The sequence below is a fragment of the Bradyrhizobium sp. CCGUVB1N3 genome, assembly GCF_024199925.1.
Lineage (GTDB): Bacteria > Pseudomonadota > Alphaproteobacteria > Rhizobiales > Xanthobacteraceae > Bradyrhizobium.
In genome coordinates, this window is record NZ_JANADR010000001.1 from 6,227,027 (window position 1) to 6,243,605 (window position 16,579).

Here is a 16,579-nt window from a genome sequence, read left to right on the forward strand (position 1 = left end):
AAAGTCAGAGAGCATGAGTTTTTCGGAGCTTCTCCCGAAGGACGTCAGTCTCGCAACTGCGATTGCGATCTGCGCCGTCGCTTTCGTCGCAAGCACGGCGCGCGGCTTTTCCGGTTTTGGAGCGGCGCTGATCTTCATGCCGCTTGCCAGCAGCGTAGCGCCGCCACGGCTCGTCGCGGCGTTGCTCCTCATCGTCGATTTCGTGTCCGCCGCGCCGTTGCTCCCCGACGCCTGGCGCAAGGCCGACCGCAAGGCGACGGCGGTGATCGTGCTGGGCGCGCTGATCGGCGTGCCGATCGGCACCTATTTCCTCAGCGTGCTCGATCCCGTCACCACGCGCTGGATCATCTCCTGCTTCGTCGGGGCGCTGCTGATTCTCCTGCTGTCGGGCTGGCGCTATCGCGGCAAGGATCACGCCTGGCTTTCGGTCGGCATCGGCGGCCTCTCCGGCTTTTGCAGCGGGCTGGCGCAGACCGGCGGTCCGCCGATCGTCGGCTACTGGCTCGGCCGCCCCATCGTCGCGACGGTCGCCCGCGCCAACATCGTGCTGTTCTTCGGCGCCTCGGATCTCTTTTCCATGGTCAGCTACGCAACGAGCGGCCTGATCACGCGCGATGCGCTGCTGCTCTCCCTCGTCGTCGGCCCGGTCTATGCGGCCGGCGTCGCCTTCGGCGCGTCACTATTCGGTCGCACCAGCGAAAAAGTGTTTCGCGCCATCTGCTACGCGCTGATCGCAATGGCCGTGATTTTCGGCCTGCCAGCGCTGGATGGGGTGTTGCGGTAAAACCGTCCCCGTCGTCGTCCCGGCGAAGGCCGGGACCCATAATCACAGGGAGTGGTTTGGCGAAGACTCGTGGTTGTCAGCATGCGCAAAAATCACTGACCGGGGTAATGGGTCCCGGCCTTCGCCGGGACGACGATCTGCGCTTGAGGTGATTATCCGCGACAACGGCTAATGTTTTTGCCGCCGCTTCGTCGATTGCGTCGGCACCTCGACCGGCTCGTCCCTCAGCGCGCCGATGCGGCGGAGCGCGGCTTCGGCGGCGCGCTCGCCGCTCTCCCAGGCGCCATCGACGGTGCCCCAGAGCGCGTCGTGCGTGGCTTCGCCGGCGAGATACATGCAGCCGATCGGCTCGGTCAGGATTTTTCGCGAAAGCTGGCCGCCCGGCGCGGACGCCGACATCGCGCCCATCACGAAGGGCGACGCATTCCAGCGCGTCGCGCTGACCTTCTTGATTCCCGCCGTGGCCTCGCTGCCGAACAGTTTTGTGAGCCATTCCCTCGCGAATGCGGCCATCGCCTGCTCGCCCTGCTCCGACAGGTCGCGGCCGAAGGAGCCGCCGACGTCGATCGAGCACAGCGAGGAACCGCCGATATTGGCGAACAAGAGCGCGGTGCGGGTCGAGTTGCTCTGCTCGATCAGGATGTCGTCGCGCGCGAGCCCAAGTGGATTGCCCGGCAACTGCAGCACGATGTGATCGTAGCTGCCGAGGCTGAGCTTGGAGGCCGCATCGAGCGTGCGCTTGGGGATATCAGGCGCGAACTTGATCGTGCCTGCCGTGAGCACATTGGTCGAGACGGTGATGATGGCGGCGCGGGCGACGATCTTGCCGGCTGATGTTTCGACGCTGACGTCGCGGTTGCTCCAGAGGATGCGGCCCGCCGGCGTCGACAGCGCGACCGGCGTCTGCTCGCCGAGCCTGGTGATCAGCGTACCCAGGCCTTGCTTGCAGGCGATCGCGGAATTGCGGTCCTGCGCGCGTGCCTTGTCGATCGCCGAAAGCTCCTTGAGATCCTTGCCGGCGAAGTTCGCGCCCAGCAAAAACTCGGCCGTAGCAGCCCAGTCGCCGAGATCCTTTGGCAGCACCGACGCGCAGGCGGCGTCGAGCTTGCCGCGCGAGGCTTCGTCAACGGCGCGATTGGCGCGCACCAGCGCTGCCAAAAATTCCTCGGTCTCGCCGGCGCGCGCGTTGCGGCGGCCGATGCGCATCTTCTGGCCGGTGGGTGCCGGCGACACGTCGAGCCCGACGCCGCGCGCGAGACGGATCATCGGGTTGGTGTCGGGGTTGTGCATCCAGCGGGCACCACGATCGACTGCCGTATCGAACGTGCTGCTGTCCGTGATGCAGCGGCCGCCGATCTGGCTGGCCGCTTCCACCACCACGACCTTGCGATTGGCCGCCATGACCCGCCGCGCTGCAGCGATTCCGGCTGCGCCGGCGCCGATCACGACGATGTCAGCCTCGCGCGGCAGGGGTGCCGCGGTCGCGCGCAGGATCGGGGCTGCGGCAAACGCCGCCGACGCCGATAGGAAGCTGCGGCGCGTGATTGTCATGTCATGGTTTCCGGGGACTTGAAGCGGACGGGAACAGCTAGCGAACCTTGCCGCATCTGGCGCAGCGCGGCAACCATCATGGTGAATCAATCGTACTTGATCGCCGTGCGCGATGAACCAAATTGCAACGCGTATCGACCATGATAGAGAAGGGAAAAAGGCAGCCGGACAAGGCTGCGGGGAGCTCGCAATGGGGACCGTCCTAGACTCAGTCGGCAAGCTGATTGCCGCGTACCTCTCCAAGGAGGTGCCGGGCTATGAGCCGTTCACGCCGAGCGACCCCGAACATCTTCGCGGCGTCATCCAGCCCGGCGACGTCCTGCTGGTCGAGGGCAACAACCGCATTTCCGGCATCATCAAATATCTCACGCAGTCGACCTGGTCGCATGCCGCTCTCTATGTTGGCCCCGTGGAGGGCGCCATAGAGTCCGACGGCGAGCAGCACGTGCTGATCGAGGCCAATATCGGCGAAGGCGTCACCTCCGCGCCGCTGTCGAAATATTTTCCATATCACACGAGGCTGTGCCGTCCGGTGGGACTGTCCTACGAGGACCGCACCACCGTCTGCCGTTACGCCATCAACCGTATCGGCTTCGGCTACGACACCAAGAACATCCTGGACCTGATGCGCTTTCTGTTCCCGCTGCCGATCCCGCAGCGCTGGCGGCGGCGCATGATCGCGCTTGGCTCGGGCGATCCGACCAAGATCATCTGCTCGGCGCTGATCGCGCAGGCCTTCGACGCCGTGCGCTATCCGATCCTGCCCAAGATCACCAAGGCCGGCAGCCGGCAGGCGCGCCGCGAGATCCTGCACATCCGCGATTCTTCGCTCTACATGCCCCGCGACTTCGACATCTCGCCCTATTTCGAGGTCGTCAAACCCACCATCGTGCACGGCTTCGACTACACAGCCTTGCACTGGGCCGACAAGCAGAAGCCGCTCGAGGAGGTGGCGGGCACTTTCAGTGTGTTTCCAGAAACGCTCCGTTCGCCGCCGCTCGTTCCTGAAGCGCTTGACGAAGAAGCGCCGGCTGAGGTTTCGGCTCAAGAAGTGACGGGTACGGCCGCGGAAGTGGCCGAACGTGTCACTGTCTCCGGACATTTCCCGCTGCTGAAGATGCTCGCGATGTACCGCCCGCGACGGCGGGGACGGACGCGAGAGAGGGCGGCGTAAACCTCCTAGTCCGGTGTCGTCCTGGCGAAAGCCAGGACCCATTACCCCAGGAAGCAGTTTAGCGAAGATTCGTCGTTCGGTACTGTTACCGAGCGCACTCGATAGATTCCGCGGTATGGGTCCTGGCTTTCGCCAGGACGACATCGGGGAGATCCCGCGCTTTCTTCTCGGCCTGTCATTCGCAGTGACGTCGAGGGCCGACCCTACCGTTCCGCGCGGCTGATGACCGCCATCAGCTCCGCGATCTTTTCCCGCTGATCCGTCTTGTTGCCGCTCGAGATCGCGTGCTCGACGCAGTGGGCGACGTGGTCTTTCAGGATCTCCTCCTCGACCCGGCGCAGCGCCGCGCGCACCGCGGAAATCTGCGTCACGATGTCGATGCAGTAGCGGTCCTCCTCGACCATTTTCGACAGGCCGCGGACCTGCCCTTCGATCCGGCCCAGACGTTTGCCGACGGATGCCTTGATGTCCTTGCGCATGACGTCTATATACCCCTACCGGGTATGGGTTGCAAGCCTGAGCCAAGGCCGGAGCGCTGGAATGAACGAAGCCGAACAGAAGCCGGTCGACGCGGCCGCAAAGTCCTCCGGATGCGGATGTTCCGCCAAGGCTGCCCCAGTGGAAAAGCCCGCGGCATCATCTTGCTGCGGCGGCGATGGCGATCACACCGGCCACGCCCATCATGCTGCGCCCGGCGACAAAGTCCGCGATCCCGTCTGCGGCATGACGGTCGATCCCGCGACATCGAAGCACCGCTGCGAACATCACGGCGAGACCTTCCATTTCTGCTCCGCCGGCTGCCGCACCAAATTCGCAGCCGACCCCGCCAAGTATCTTGCGAAGGAGAAGGCATCCGAGCCCGAGATGCCCGCGGGCACGATCTACACCTGCCCGATGCATCCGGAGATCCGCCAGGTCGGCCCCGGCAGCTGCCCGATCTGCGGCATGGCGCTGGAGCCGGAGGTGGCGAGCCTCGACACCGGGCCCAATCCCGAGCTCGCCGACATGACGCGGCGGTTCTGGATCGGCGGCGCCCTGGCGGTGCCGCCGGTCGTGCTGGAGATGGGTGGCCATCTCGCCGGCCCGCACAACTGGATCGATCCGACGCTCTCGAACTGGATCCAGCTCGTGTTCGCCACGCCCGTCGTGCTGTGGGCCGGCTGGCCGTTCTTCGTGCGCGGCTGGCAATCGCTCCTCACGCGCAACCTCAACATGTTCACGCTGATCGCGATGGGCACGGGCGTCGCCTACGTCTACAGCCTGTTCGGCACGCTGGCGCCGCAGATCTTCCCCGCGACCTTCAGGGGTCATGAGGGCGCGGTCGCGGTCTATTTCGAGGCGGCCGCGGTCATCACCGTGCTGGTGCTGCTCGGCCAGGTGCTGGAGCTGCGCGCCCGCGACGCAACCTCCGGCGCGATCAAGGCGCTGCTCCAGCTCGCGCCGAAAACCGCACGTCGCGTCGAGCCTGATGGCAGCGAGCACGAGGTCGAGATCGACACGCTTCATGCCGGCGACCGCCTGCGCGTCCGTCCCGGCGAGAAGGTGCCGGTCGACGGCATTCTGCTGGAGGGGCGGTCCTCGCTCGATGAATCCCTCATCACCGGCGAATCCATGCCGGTCACCAAGGAAGCCGGCACGAAAGTCATCGCCGGCACGCTGAACCAGTCCGGCAGCTTCATCATGCGTGCCGAAAAGGTCGGGCGCGAGACGCTGCTGTCGCAGATCGTGCAGATGGTCGCCGATGCCCAGCGCTCGCGCGCGCCGATCCAGCGGCTCGCCGACCAGGTCGCCGGCTGGTTCGTGCCGACGGTGATCGCCGTCGCCATCACCGCCTTCGCCGCATGGGCCTGGTTCGGCCCCGAGCCGCGGCTCGCCTTCGGCCTGGTGGCCGCGGTCAGCGTGCTCATCATTGCCTGCCCCTGCGCACTGGGCCTCGCAACCCCGATGTCGATCATGGTTGGCGTCGGTCGCGGCGCGCAGGCCGGTGTCTTGATCAAGAACGCCGAGGCGCTCGAACGGATGGAGAAGATCGACACGCTCGTGGTCGACAAGACCGGCACGCTGACCGAAGGCAAGCCGAAAGTCGTCGCGATCGTCCCGGCCGATGGTCATGCCGAGGATGACATCCTGCGTCTTGCCGCCAGCGTCGAGCGCGCCAGCGAGCACCCGCTGGCCGATGCGATTCTGCGCGCGGCGAAGGAGAGGCAGCTCAGCATCAGCCAGGTCGACCAGTTCGACTCGCCGACCGGCAAGGGCGCGACCGGCAAGGTCGACGGCAAGACCGTCGTGCTCGGCAACGCAAAATATCTTGCCACGATCGGCATCGACACGACGCCGCTCGATGCGGAAGCGGAGCGGCTGCGCCAGGACGGCGCCACCGTCATCGACATGGCGATCGACGGCAGGCTGGCCGGGCTGTTCGCGATCGCCGATCCGGTCAAGGCGTCGACCCCGCAGGCCCTGAAGGCTCTCGCTGCCGAGGGCATCAAGGTGATCATGCTGACCGGCGACAACCGCACCACGGCAGAGGCCGTTGCGCGCAGGCTCGGAATCGCCGACGTCGAGGCGGAGGTGCTGCCGGATCAGAAGAGCGCGGTCGTGACCAGGCTTCAGGCATCGGGCCGTATCGTCGCGATGGCCGGCGACGGCGTCAACGACGCGCCGGCGCTGGCGGCAGCCGAGGTCGGCATCGCCATGGGCACGGGCACGGACGTGGCCATGGAAAGCGCCGGCGTCACCCTGCTGAAGGGCGATCTCACGGGCATCGTTCGCGCGCGAAAACTGTCGCAGGCGACGATGCGCAACATCCGGCAAAACCTGTTCTTCGCCTTCATCTACAACGCGGCCGGCATCCCGATCGCGGCCGGCATCCTCTATCCGGCCCTCGGCATCCTGCTGTCGCCGATCATCGCGGCCGCCGCGATGGCGCTGTCGTCGGTCAGCGTTGTCGGCAACGCGCTGCGGCTTCGCGCAACACGGCTGTGAGGGTGTACTCCCTCTCCCCGTTCTTACGGGGAGAGGGTTGGGGTGAGGGGCCGCCTCCACATAACTGGTAAGAGATGGGCTCGCGGAGAGTCCCCCTCACCCGGAATTCAAGCTACGCTTGAATTCCGACCCCTCCCCGCAAGCGGGGCGAGGTTAGAACAGCGCGGCTGAGGCACGGGAGTATTTGATGCAGCGGGTTACGATCACGATCGAGGATGATTTGCTGGCGGAGATCGATGCCGCGGCTGCGGCACGCGGCTACCAGAACCGCTCCGAGATCATCCGCGACCTCGCCAGGGCCGGGTTGCAGCAGACGGCGGAGGACACCGCGCAGACCGGCCCCTGCGTCGCCGGCCTCGTCTATGTCTACGACCACGCGGCGCGCGACCTCTCCAAGCGCCTGGTGCAGGAATTCCACGGCCATCACGACCTCGCGCTGGCGACGCTGCACGTCCATCTCGACGACGACAATTGCATGGAGATGACGGCGCTGAGGGGATCCGCCGACGAGGTCAAGCATTTCGCCGACCACATCATCGCCGAACGCGGCGTGCGCTACGGCCGCGTGGTGATGATCCCGACGGGCGAAGGAAAACAAACGAAGGTACGCAAGCACGCGCATAAGCATGGATAGCCCGCGTACGCGCTGCGTCCCCCTCTCCCCAGCGGGGAGAGGGGGACAGAGTCCTCGGCTCACTCCCGTTTCAACCAAAAGCCATCGTGCTTTGAAGCACGAAGAGATCAAGATGAATCGTCATCGCGCTTCAGGTTGTTGTTTGCGCATGATCTTTCCGGAAAACCGCTTCGCACTTTCCCGGATCATGCCTTAGTAGCGCGCGGCGATCGGCGTGGCGTAACCGCCGAACCGGTAGTTGAAGCGCACGGTGACCATATCGACATCCTGGCTGATCCGGTCGTTGAGGATGCCTGCAAGGCGCGGATCGACCACGGAGAAGGAGTTGTTCGCGTGCCCCATCCACAGATGGTCGTATTCAAAACCGACCGACCAGTTGGGTGCGAAGCCATACTCAAAGCCGACACCCAGCGTGCCGCCCCAGCGCGTGTTGCTCGCCGACACCAGACCGATCCCGGTGATGTTGTCGAATATTGTAAAGCGATTGCTGGTCACGGCCGCGCCGCCCTTCACGTAGAGCAGTGCCGCGTTCCACGCCCAACCGAGTTGGCCGGTGAAGAGGCCGATGCCGTCGGTTTTCACCGTGGTTGATAGCGTTTGATTGAACAGGCTGGCGCGCGTATTGCTGAGGTCAGCCCAATCGCCTTGTGCTTCCAATCCGAACACAAACTGATTGGTTTGCCAGCGATATCCGAGCTGTCCGCCGACAACGCCGCCGGAACGATCACGGCAACCGCTGGCGACGGTTCCTGCGACCGTGACGAAATCCACGCAGTTGTGGCTTTGCCCCCATCCGCCGTTGCCACCAATATAGAACCCGCTCCAATTGTAGATCGTCGCGATCGGGGCCGGTGGCGGCGCCTTGACGGCCATGTCGGCGGCCGATGCGGGAGCAGCCATGCCCATGGCCACGAGGCCGACTGCGGCGAGCAAAAACTTCGTCATCCTATTGTCTCCGTGTCCCTTAGTGGAGGTCTTCTTAAACAACCTCTTCCGCACGATTGCGTGCATATCTCTCTCATTCCACCCGCAAGTTTAGTTGCGTCGGGCCTAAGTCCCGTAACAAAATGGCAACACCCAAGCGCAATCGATAATTGCAGTGACAGTCATCCGACGCGCGTTGCTCCGTCGCCGTCAGGACGCTACGGCGGTTCAGCCAAGCCCGGCAGACGGCGCGCCAAGCCCGTTGCCGGCGACATCATTATCGTCGCTCGTTCAGCATGGCAGCGCGTACGCGGCTTCACGGCGCCTTCAAGGAAGACCGGCTTCGATTGAAAACAACCCCAGCCCTGCCTTGACCTCATCGAGCGTCGCCTGCGTGATGCGTTTCGCACGCTCGGTTCCTTTGCGTAGCTCTGCGAGCACGTAGGATTGATCCTGCGCGAGCCGGTGTCGGCGTTCCCGGATCGGCGCGAGCAAGGCTTGCAAGATATCCTCGAGGCGCTTCTTGACCTTGACGTCGCCGAGGCCCCCTGCCCGATAGCGCGCCTTCAGGTCATCCACTTCGGCCTGATCCTCGGCGAATGCGTCGAGATAGGTGAAGACGACATTGCCCTCGACCTGTCCGGGGTCGCTGGCCCTGACATGTCCGGGGTCGGTGTACATTTTGCGCACGGCTTCGCGAATTTCGTCCGGGGACGCCGACAGCGCGATGCTATTGCCCAGCGACTTGCTCATCTTCGCCCGGCCGTCGATGCCGGGAAGCCGGCCCGTGGTCGGGATCATCGCCTTGGCTTCGGGCAGCAACTCGCGTCCGACCTGGCGGTTGATCCGCCGCACGATCTCGTTGGTCTGCTCGATCATCGGCGCCTGATCCTCTCCAACCGGAACGACGCTCGCCCTGAACGCGGTGATATCAGCGGCCTGCGCGACGGGATAGCAGAGGAAGCCGGCCGGGATGTCGCGCTCGAAGCCGCGCGTCTGGATTTCCGCCTTGACCGTCGGGTTGCGCTCCAGCCGCGCCACGGTGACGAAGTTCAGATAGAGCAGCGACAGCTCCGCCAGCGCCGGCAACGCCGATTGCAGGCAGATCGTCGTCTCGCGGGGATCGATGCCGACGGCGAGATAGTCCAGCGCGACCTCGATGACGTTGCGCTTCACCTTGTCGGGATCGTCCGCATTGTCGGTCAGCGCCTGGCTGTCGGCGATGAGGACGTATTGCCGGTGCGACCGCTGCAGCGCGACGCGATTTCGCAGCGAGCCCGCATAGTGCCCGAGATGCAGCGGGCCGGTGGGGCGATCACCGGTCAGGATGATCGGCTTTTCTTGCGCAGGGCAAAGCATTGACGTCTCCGGAATTGGAGCCGCCGCGCTTCGACAGTGGGTTCTTGGGATGACGACCATGCCGAACACGGCGGCGATGGTCGAATGAAAGACATGACGACGCGCCGCTCCTTCAGAAGGAGCGCCACCAGGTGCGTATGGAAGGGTTCACCGCGTCGATCATATCAGCTTATTCGCACAATCCACCGGCGCGCATCAAGAGCGTTCATCAAGGCCTGCAACGACCCTCTCCCCGCGAAGAGCGGGGAGAGGGAGAAGCACACGTGAATCACGCCGCCAGCAGATCCTGCAACGCCGTGCCGTTGGGAACGCCGAGGCCGGAGCAGGCGTCCCAGCCGGGGCCGGCCTTGTACATGCCGTGCAACTGACCGGTGATGTCGTTGTTGCCGCTCGTGATGTCGCGGAACGCGCCTTGCGCGCTGGCTGCGTAGATCAGCGGATTGATGAAACCGACCGTCTTGCCGAATTTCTTGGTGGTCGCTTCATTGATCCGCGCGATCAACCCGGCCATCAGCGGCGCCACCGCGCTGGTGCCGCCGATCGTGGCGCCGGCGCCATTGAGGAAGATCTGATAGCCGGTGGCCGGATCGGCGTCGCCCGCGACGTCGGGCACACCGCGCCCGCTGTGATGCGCCGGCGATTTCGGGACGTGGGCGTTGGCCTGGTATTTCGGCTGGGCGAACACGACGCTGACGCCGCCGCCACCCGCTCCATCTTCCGGCCCCCCGTTCCAGACCACCTCCTGGATCTGGCCGTTCGACGCCTTGAGATTGGTGCCGCCGCAGGCCAGTGCAAACGGGCTCGACGCCGGGAAATCCGCGTGCGGCTTGCCGTCCCAACCTTGGCCCATGTCGGCCGAGCCGTTGTCGCCGGAGGCAACGCAGACCGTGACGCCCATCGCGGCTGCGTCGCGGATCGCCTCGTTGAGACCGTCGAGGAACTGTTGCGAGTTCTCCGGATCTTCGGGGCCACCCCAGCTGATCGAGATCACCGAGGGTTTTCGCGCGCTGTCGTGGACTGCGGCCTTCACCGCATCGATGAAGCCGTTGGTGGTGTTGGGCGCAAAATAGACCACGATATTGGCGTCAGGCGCGATCGCGCCGGCCACCTCGATGTCGAGCACGACCTCGCCGTCGGCTTCGGAATGGCCGGGCTTGTTGGCTCCGCCGTCGACGCTCGCCGGCGCGATATGCGGCATCGGGATTCCGGCCTTCTTGAAGAACGTCTTCAGGTCCGACGTCTTGTAACCGGCGCCGGTCGGCTTTCCCTTCTGGTCGATGTCGTTGAGCTCGATGATGGCGATGCACTGGCCGGCGCCGGTCTCGCCGTCCGGGAAGTCGTAGAGCTGGGCGATCTGCTCGACCGAGAAGCTGCGGCTCTGCGCCGCGTGCGCGATCGCCGCCCGTCCGATCCGCTTGTGCCGGAAGTGCGGACGCGCGACCGGACGATTGTCGAGCCCGTGCACGCCAATGACGATACCCTCGAGCTCGGCCGGAATCTGCACGCTGCCCTTGCGCATCCGATAGGTCGCGCCCTCGTGCTTGACCTTGTTGAGCTTGACGCCGAAGGCCGCGCTGAGCGCCTTCACCGTGCCGGTCAGCTTCACCGTGCGCGAGGCCAGATGCACGCTCTTGACGTTGAGATCGTGGTGATGGGCGAAATTGTCGATCTTGGCGACATCGGCGGGATTGGCGCCCATCTGCTCCGCAAATTCGCTGCGCGAAAGATATTGCCGTTCGCGCGGCAATTGCGCACCCAGCGTCATGACGGTCTCGTCGTCGGAGCGCTTGGCGCGCAGGCGGACGCTGATCTCGATCTCCTGCTTGGGATCGGCTGCGCCAACCAGCTTGGCTCCCTTCGGCAACTTCCGTGCGCTGTTCGCCAGTGCCACGCGCTTGATCGTGCCTGCCATGACTTCCTCCGTTTGTGATTGGAAGGGCGATTGCCGGTATTCAACTATAGGTGTAAGCTGAAGCCGGAATTGGTTCAGATATTGAGTGACATTTTTTCAGAAAAACCTTTGTCTTACCGATCAAAATATCGACAGCCTCAATCCGGAACAAAATTGGTCAGCGGCTCGGACCAATTGATATCCGCGAACTCGATTTAAAATTGCAACCGTCGGTCCGCTTGGCCGACCAATGGAAGATACTGTCAAAATCAATTGGCGCAGGAGCGTGCGATGCTGGCTGACCGCAAATGGGTTCAGAGAAATCTGGGTTTCGATCCGATCACGACGCCGCCGCCGCGCGACACCTTTACCGTCAAGCGTCTGGCGGACGCGGCGGTGAAGCGGTCCGCAAAAGTTTCTCCGGAAGATTTTCAGCGCGAGATCATCGACTTCGATTCGGAATCGCCGGCGGGCCGCGAGTTCATGGCCTTCTCGACGGCGACCGGACTGTCGCGCTTCACCGACATTCCCTGGCCGAAGGGGCTCGCGCCGCAGACCGGGCCGAAGCCGAGAGGCAACGGCAACAGCCCGTTGCCGCGCGCGGACGTGCTGGTGGTAACCTGGACCGTCGACGAGGGCCATGCGCTCAGCCGCGTGCTGACCCCGGGCAAGGACTCCCGCAACGACTACCTGCCCTACAAGCACAATTTCGCGACTATCTCCAAGAAGATGCGCAACGGCTGCCCGGCCATGGAGCTGAAGCGGCTCGGCACCTACTGGACCACGACGATCGGCAAGAAGAAGGTCGTGATCTTCAAGTCCGATTCGCACATGTCGCAGGACGGCCCGCAATTGCCGAACATCGACGTCTGGCGCCAGATCATCCAGGAGGTGCAGCCTTCGCTCGTCATCACCACGGGAACCGCCGGCGGCATCGGCAAGGAGGTCGAGGTCGGCGACGTCATCGTCAGCCCGATCGTTCGCTTCGACTGCCTGTCGAAATTCAAGAAGCAGCCGTTCGCGCAGGAGCATTTTTCGAGCAAGTCGGCGAAGACGACGCGCTTTGCAGAGGCCAAGACGCTGTTCAAGGCCAATGCCGGGCAACTGCCGAAGGACAATACGCGGCCGCCAAAAATCTTCGTGGTGAAGCCGAGCGGATTGAGTTCCTCCGTGGTCACCACCGATTTCTTCGGCTTCGACACCTCGGACAATCACTTCCATCTCCAGGGTCTCGGCGACGTCTCCGAGATGGGCGATGCGATCCTCGGGCTCGTCGCCAAGGACATGGGCGAGAAGGCGCCGCGCTGGCTTGCGATCCGCAACGTGTCCGACCCGCAGATCAAGGCCGAGGGCACGCTGAAGCAGCAGGAGCAGGTCGCCGCCCAGATCTACAAGGGGTTCGGCCGCTGGAGCTCGGTCTGCAGCGCGATCACCTGCTGGGCCAGCATCGCGGCCGAAAAATAGGCCCCCGGATCGCAGCAGGTCAGCCTCCCTTGCCGAAAGGCGTCGGCATGTCTACCTCTCGCGAGTGAATTCCCGTGAGAGGTACCCCGATGCTTGATGCCGCCGTCAAGGCGCTGTCGCAGATCATCTCGCCGCCGATGCGCTCGATCCTGTGGCGCTCGATCGGCGTCGCGCTCGTGCTGATCACCGTGCTGGCGATCGGCTTGCAGCGGCTGCTGAGCTGGTTTGCCACTTATGGCGAGGTCTGGCTCGAGGGGCTGCTCGGCCCCGGCTGGCACTCCGCGCTGGAAGTGCTCTCCTGGATTGTCTCGATCGCGGCCGGCCTTGGCGTGGTGTTCGGCGGCATCTTCCTGATGCCCGCGATCACCTCGCTGGTGGCGAGCCTGTTCGTCGACGACGTCGCCGATCACGTCGAGCGCGAGCACTATCCGGCCGAACGGCCCGGCGTCGCGCTGCCGTTTACGATGGCGATCCACGAGGGCGTCAAGACGGCGCTGCTGACCATCCTGGTCTATCTGATCGTGCTGCCCTTCGTGTTCCTGGCCGGCGCCGGCTTCCTGATCTTCTTCCTCGCCACCGCATGGCTGCTGGGCCGCGAATATTTCGAGCTCGCCGCCATGCGCTTCCGTTCGCCGGAGGAAGCCAAGGCGATGCGGCGCGACAACGCCGCGACGATCTTCGCCGCCGGCCTGATCATCGCCGCCTTCGTCTCGATCCCGATCGTCAACCTGGCGACGCCGATCTTCGGCATGGCCTTCATGGTCCACATGCACAAGCGCCTGTCCGGCTCGCGGCCGGAGCTGATCGAGCCAGCGCGGTTCATGCGCTAAAGCGCGACGTCGCATCCGAAAAGTCGGTGCGCTCCCTCTCCCGCTTGCGGGAGAGGGTCGGGGTGAGGGTGTCTCCGCAACGAAACAATCCCCAAGCGGAGGGAACCCTCACCCGGCGCTGCAGCGCCGACCTCTCCCGCAAGCGGGAGAGGTGACCGACCCCGCGGCGCGATTGAACGAACCAACCGCCATCGCATTCAGGTCACCGGCACGCCGCACTTGCGCAGCACCGTCTTGGCAAAACCGAACGGCGCCGGCGTGAACGGACCCGGCGGGGCGCGGGTGAGCAGCGCGACGCAGCCGAGCGCTGCGATGGCGAGCCAGAAGCACAGCCAGAAGCCGTCGATATAGGCGAGCACATTGGCCTCGCGCTGCACGAAGCCCGCGAGCGTGCCGACCGCGCGGGCCTGCGCCGCCCCCAGGCCATGCGCGGCGAAGCGGTCGGCAAGCTGCTTCAGCATCCTGACCACGTCGACATCACCGGCCGCGATATGCTGGCCGAGGTAGTTGGAATGAATCTGCTCGCGGACGCGCAGCCACGTTCCCATCAGCGCGATACCGATCTCGGCGCCGCCAAGCCGCATGACCTGGATATACGCCGCAAGTGCCGTGGCGCGACTCGGGTCGGAATTCGACAGCAGCGTGATGATGATCGGCAACAGCGTCAGTGCCTGCCCGAGCGATTGCAGCAGCACGATGCCGATGAAGTCCTCGCGCGCCCAGTCATGGGTGAGCTCGGTGCCCCAGAGATTGGCCGCGGCAAAACAGGAAAATCCCAGCACCACGACCAGCCGCGGATCGAAATGCCGGAGCAGCCAGATCGAGATCGGCACCAGCACGAACATCGGCAACGCGCCGCAGGTCAGCAGGAGCAGCCCGCTCTGCTCGGGCCTGAGCAGGCCGACGGTGGCGAGGAAGTTCGGCACCAGCGATGAATTGGAAAGACTTGCGAGCGTGTAGAGTAGGATCGCGATCAGCGACAACCCGACATTGCGCGAGAACAGCACGTTCACATGCGCCCAGGGTTGGCGAACGAGCGATTCGTTGACGAGGAAGCCTGCGAACAGCACGGCACCGCCGGCGAGCAGCGCCATCACCGTGCCGGACTCCAGCCAGTCCAGCCGATTGCCCTGGTCGAGGCCGGCATAGATCATCGAGACGGAGGCGCCAAGCAACACCATGCCGCCCCAATCGGCATGGCGCAGCAGGTCGCGATTGACGGGTTCGCGGGGCGTGCCGAGATAGACCATCAGGCCCATCAGCGGCGCGACGACCATGCCCTGCCAGTACAGCCATTGCCAGCCGAGATGGTCGACATAGAAGCCGACCAGCGAGCTCGACGTATCCAGCGCGAAGCCGACGCGGATCGAGTAGATCGCAATGGCCGGCAGCCACCAGCGGATCGGCAGATTGCGGAACACGATCATCAGCGTCGCCGGCACGAAGGTGCCGAGCAACAAACCATGCACGATGCTGAGCCCGATCAGCGCGGGAAAATCGTGAACGAAGGGAATGATGAAGGAGATGACGGCGTAGACGAGGCTCGGGATGCCGAGCACGCGGCGGAGGCCGAACGCCGTCGCCAGCCACGCCACCGCGGGCGCGATGAGGATCTGCGAGCCGATGCCGGCGGTGGAGAGCCAGGCGCCCTCGTCGAAGCCGAGCGAGAACGCGCCGCGCAGATCGGGCAGGCCGACCGTTGTCAGGCGGCTGTCGAAATTCGCGAGGAACGAGCCGAGCAGCACGGCCACGACGGCGAAGACCGGTCGCGGCGCGATGCCGCCGCGCGAGACCGGCCCGCGATCGGCACCATCATTTGCCGCCATTCGTCCCCGCACCATCGGTGTGGATGCTGGTGACGACGGACATTCCCGGCAGGAGGCGTTCGACGAGTGGCTGGTTGTCGTCGAGCTGGATGCGCACGGGAACGCGCTGCACCACTTTTGTGAAATTGCCGGTCGCGTTATCCGGCGGCAGCAGCGCCACTTGCGAGCCGGTCGCCGGCGCGATCCGCTCGACCCGGCCGCGCAGGCGCTCCCGCGGGAAGCTGTCGACCGTGATGTCAACCGGCTGGCCCGGCTGCACGTGCGTGAGCTGGGTCTCCTTGTAGTTCGCGATCACGTAGACTTTCGGCAGCGGGACGACGTTGATGAGGTTGGTGCCGATATTGACGTAGTCGCCGGGCTGCACCTGGCGCTCGCCGACGACGCCATCGAACGGCGCCGAGATCCTGGTGTAGCCGAGCTTGAGCCGGGCGCTCGCAAGCGTCGCCTTGGCCGCTTCGAGATCGGCGGCGCGCTGCTTCTTGGTCCCTTGCAGGACTTCGAGCTGGTGGCGCTGCGCGGCGATCACGGCGCGGCTTGCGCGCACATCGGCCTCTGCCTTCGCGAGCGCCGCGACCGCCTGCTCGAGCCGCTGCCGCGTGCCGGCCTCGGTCTGCGTCAGCGATTGCTGGCGCTGCTGCTCCTGCTGCGCCTCGACCAACAGCGCCTCGGCAGACAATCGCGCGGCCTCGGCCTGCGCGATCGTCGCATATTGCAGCTCGACCTGATTGCTCAGATTATCCAGCGCCGCCTGTGCCGCAGCAACGTTCGCCTCGGCCTGCGCGACCTGGGCCTGATAGTCGGCGGGATCGATCTGGATCAGGAGATCGCCGGCATGCACGCGCTGGAAATCGGTGACCGCGACGTCGAGCACCTCGCCCGTCACCCGGCTCGCAAGCCGCGTCAGCTCGGCACGGACATAGGCATCGTTGGTGGTCTGGATCGTCGCGCTGCCGACCCATTCATCGAAGCGCAGCGTCGCCAGCGCGACGAAACCAAGCGCGACGATGACGGCAAACAGCGGAATGGCGAGCCGGCTCCAGAGACTCGGAGCCGGTCGTTGTGACGGCTTGGAAGCGACGAGGGGAGCAGCAGGCGGCGGCGAACTGACTTGTTCTTGTTGACTCACGGCACCACCCCGGTTCTGCGCAGGCCACCAC

At 64.9% G+C, this 16,579-nt stretch carries 13 protein-coding genes; 6 read left to right on the forward strand and 7 right to left on the reverse strand.

Annotated features, from left to right (window positions below; genetic code table 11):
- Positions 1-13 precede the first annotated feature (13 nt).
- Positions 14-784 carry a sulfite exporter TauE/SafE family protein gene (locus NLM33_RS29670; protein ID WP_254101447.1) on the forward strand — a complete coding sequence of 257 codons (771 nt, stop codon included), beginning with the start codon at positions 14-16 and terminating at the stop codon, positions 782-784.
- Between the two features lie 168 nt (positions 785-952).
- On the opposite strand, the gene NLM33_RS29675 is transcribed toward NLM33_RS29670, so the two are convergent.
- Positions 953-2,335 (reverse strand): FAD-dependent oxidoreductase, encoded by a 1,383-nt coding sequence (locus NLM33_RS29675; protein ID WP_254101449.1) that lies wholly within the window; start codon positions 2,333-2,335, stop codon positions 953-955.
- A gap of 190 nt (positions 2,336-2,525) precedes the next feature.
- Between NLM33_RS29675 and NLM33_RS29680 the strand changes: the two genes are divergently transcribed.
- A complete protein-coding gene (locus tag NLM33_RS29680) occupies positions 2,526-3,509 on the forward strand; it encodes a YiiX/YebB-like N1pC/P60 family cysteine hydrolase (RefSeq protein WP_254101451.1) in 984 nt (327 codons plus the stop codon).
- A gap of 203 nt (positions 3,510-3,712) precedes the next feature.
- Here the strand turns inward: NLM33_RS29680 and NLM33_RS29685 are convergent, their stop codons facing one another.
- Positions 3,713-3,988, reverse strand: a complete 276-nt coding sequence (locus NLM33_RS29685; RefSeq protein ID WP_254101453.1) for a metal-sensitive transcriptional regulator — start codon at positions 3,986-3,988, stop codon at positions 3,713-3,715.
- Between the two features lie 61 nt (positions 3,989-4,049).
- On the opposite strand from NLM33_RS29685, the gene NLM33_RS29690 reads away from it, so the two are divergent.
- Together NLM33_RS29690 and nikR are read left to right on the forward strand one after the other, a co-directional pair.
- Positions 4,050-6,494 (forward strand): heavy metal translocating P-type ATPase, encoded by a 2,445-nt coding sequence (locus NLM33_RS29690; protein ID WP_254101455.1) that lies wholly within the window; start codon positions 4,050-4,052, stop codon positions 6,492-6,494.
- A 187-nt stretch (positions 6,495-6,681) separates the two neighbouring features.
- A complete protein-coding gene (nikR, locus tag NLM33_RS29695) occupies positions 6,682-7,128 on the forward strand; it encodes a nickel-responsive transcriptional regulator NikR (RefSeq protein ID WP_254101456.1) in 447 nt (148 codons plus the stop codon).
- Positions 7,129-7,320: 192 nt separating this feature from the next.
- Here nikR and NLM33_RS29700 read toward each other — a convergent pair whose 3' ends face one another.
- The 3 genes from NLM33_RS29700 to NLM33_RS29710 all read right to left on the reverse strand — a co-directional run bounded on the left by NLM33_RS29700 (position 7,321) and on the right by NLM33_RS29710 (position 11,323).
- Positions 7,321-8,073 carry an outer membrane protein gene (locus tag NLM33_RS29700; RefSeq protein ID WP_254105939.1) on the reverse strand — a complete coding sequence of 251 codons (753 nt, stop codon included), beginning with the start codon at positions 8,071-8,073 and terminating at the stop codon, positions 7,321-7,323.
- A 306-nt stretch (positions 8,074-8,379) separates the two neighbouring features.
- Positions 8,380-9,411, reverse strand: coding sequence for a tryptophan--tRNA ligase (gene trpS, locus NLM33_RS29705; protein WP_254101458.1), 1,032 nt, complete (start codon positions 9,409-9,411; stop codon positions 8,380-8,382).
- A gap of 268 nt (positions 9,412-9,679) precedes the next feature.
- The gene (locus NLM33_RS29710) at positions 9,680-11,323 is read right to left on the reverse strand and encodes a protease pro-enzyme activation domain-containing protein (protein WP_254101460.1); all 1,644 of its coding nucleotides are present in this window, start codon (positions 11,321-11,323) and stop codon (positions 9,680-9,682) included.
- A 270-nt stretch (positions 11,324-11,593) separates the two neighbouring features.
- Between NLM33_RS29710 and NLM33_RS29715 the strand changes: the two genes are divergently transcribed.
- The gene (locus NLM33_RS29715) at positions 11,594-12,766 is read left to right on the forward strand and encodes a hypothetical protein (RefSeq protein ID WP_254101462.1); all 1,173 of its coding nucleotides are present in this window, start codon (positions 11,594-11,596) and stop codon (positions 12,764-12,766) included.
- An 89-nt stretch (positions 12,767-12,855) separates the two neighbouring features.
- Complete coding sequence (locus NLM33_RS29720; protein ID WP_254101464.1) at positions 12,856-13,596, forward strand: sulfate transporter family protein; 741 nt, start codon at positions 12,856-12,858, stop codon at positions 13,594-13,596.
- A 197-nt stretch (positions 13,597-13,793) separates the two neighbouring features.
- On the opposite strand, the gene NLM33_RS29725 is transcribed toward NLM33_RS29720, so the two are convergent.
- Together NLM33_RS29725 and NLM33_RS29730 are read right to left on the reverse strand one after the other, a co-directional pair.
- On the reverse strand, positions 13,794-15,422 hold the full coding sequence (locus NLM33_RS29725) for an MFS transporter (protein WP_254101466.1): 1,629 nt from the start codon (positions 15,420-15,422) through the stop codon (positions 13,794-13,796).
- Complete coding sequence (locus NLM33_RS29730) at positions 15,409-16,548, reverse strand: HlyD family secretion protein (RefSeq protein ID WP_254101468.1); 1,140 nt, start codon at positions 16,546-16,548, stop codon at positions 15,409-15,411. Before NLM33_RS29730 ends, NLM33_RS29725 begins: the two co-directional genes overlap by 14 nt.
- Positions 16,549-16,579: the final 31 nt, after the last annotated feature.

Bases quoted from the DNA above. Each gene is read 5' to 3' on its own strand.
- NLM33_RS29680 (WP_254101451.1), top strand. From the start codon at position 2,526: ATGGGGACCGTCCTAGACTCAGTCGGCAAGCTGATTGCCGCGTACCTC.
- trpS (WP_254101458.1), bottom strand. From the start codon at position 9,411: ATGCTTTGCCCTGCGCAAGAAAAGCCGATCATCCTGACCGGTGATCGC.
- NLM33_RS29720 (WP_254101464.1), top strand. From the start codon at position 12,856: ATGCTTGATGCCGCCGTCAAGGCGCTGTCGCAGATCATCTCGCCGCCG.
- NLM33_RS29725 (WP_254101466.1), bottom strand. From the start codon at position 15,422: ATGGCGGCAAATGATGGTGCCGATCGCGGGCCGGTCTCGCGCGGCGGC.
- NLM33_RS29700 (WP_254105939.1), bottom strand. From the start codon at position 8,073: ATGACGAAGTTTTTGCTCGCCGCAGTCGGCCTCGTGGCCATGGGCATG.
- NLM33_RS29670 (WP_254101447.1), top strand. From the start codon at position 14: ATGAGTTTTTCGGAGCTTCTCCCGAAGGACGTCAGTCTCGCAACTGCG.
- NLM33_RS29710 (WP_254101460.1), bottom strand. From the start codon at position 11,323: ATGGCAGGCACGATCAAGCGCGTGGCACTGGCGAACAGCGCACGGAAG.
- NLM33_RS29715 (WP_254101462.1), top strand. From the start codon at position 11,594: ATGCTGGCTGACCGCAAATGGGTTCAGAGAAATCTGGGTTTCGATCCG.
- NLM33_RS29675 (WP_254101449.1), bottom strand. From the start codon at position 2,335: ATGACAATCACGCGCCGCAGCTTCCTATCGGCGTCGGCGGCGTTTGCC.
- NLM33_RS29685 (WP_254101453.1), bottom strand. From the start codon at position 3,988: ATGCGCAAGGACATCAAGGCATCCGTCGGCAAACGTCTGGGCCGGATC.
- NLM33_RS29690 (WP_254101455.1), top strand. From the start codon at position 4,050: ATGAACGAAGCCGAACAGAAGCCGGTCGACGCGGCCGCAAAGTCCTCC.
- nikR (WP_254101456.1), top strand. From the start codon at position 6,682: ATGCAGCGGGTTACGATCACGATCGAGGATGATTTGCTGGCGGAGATC.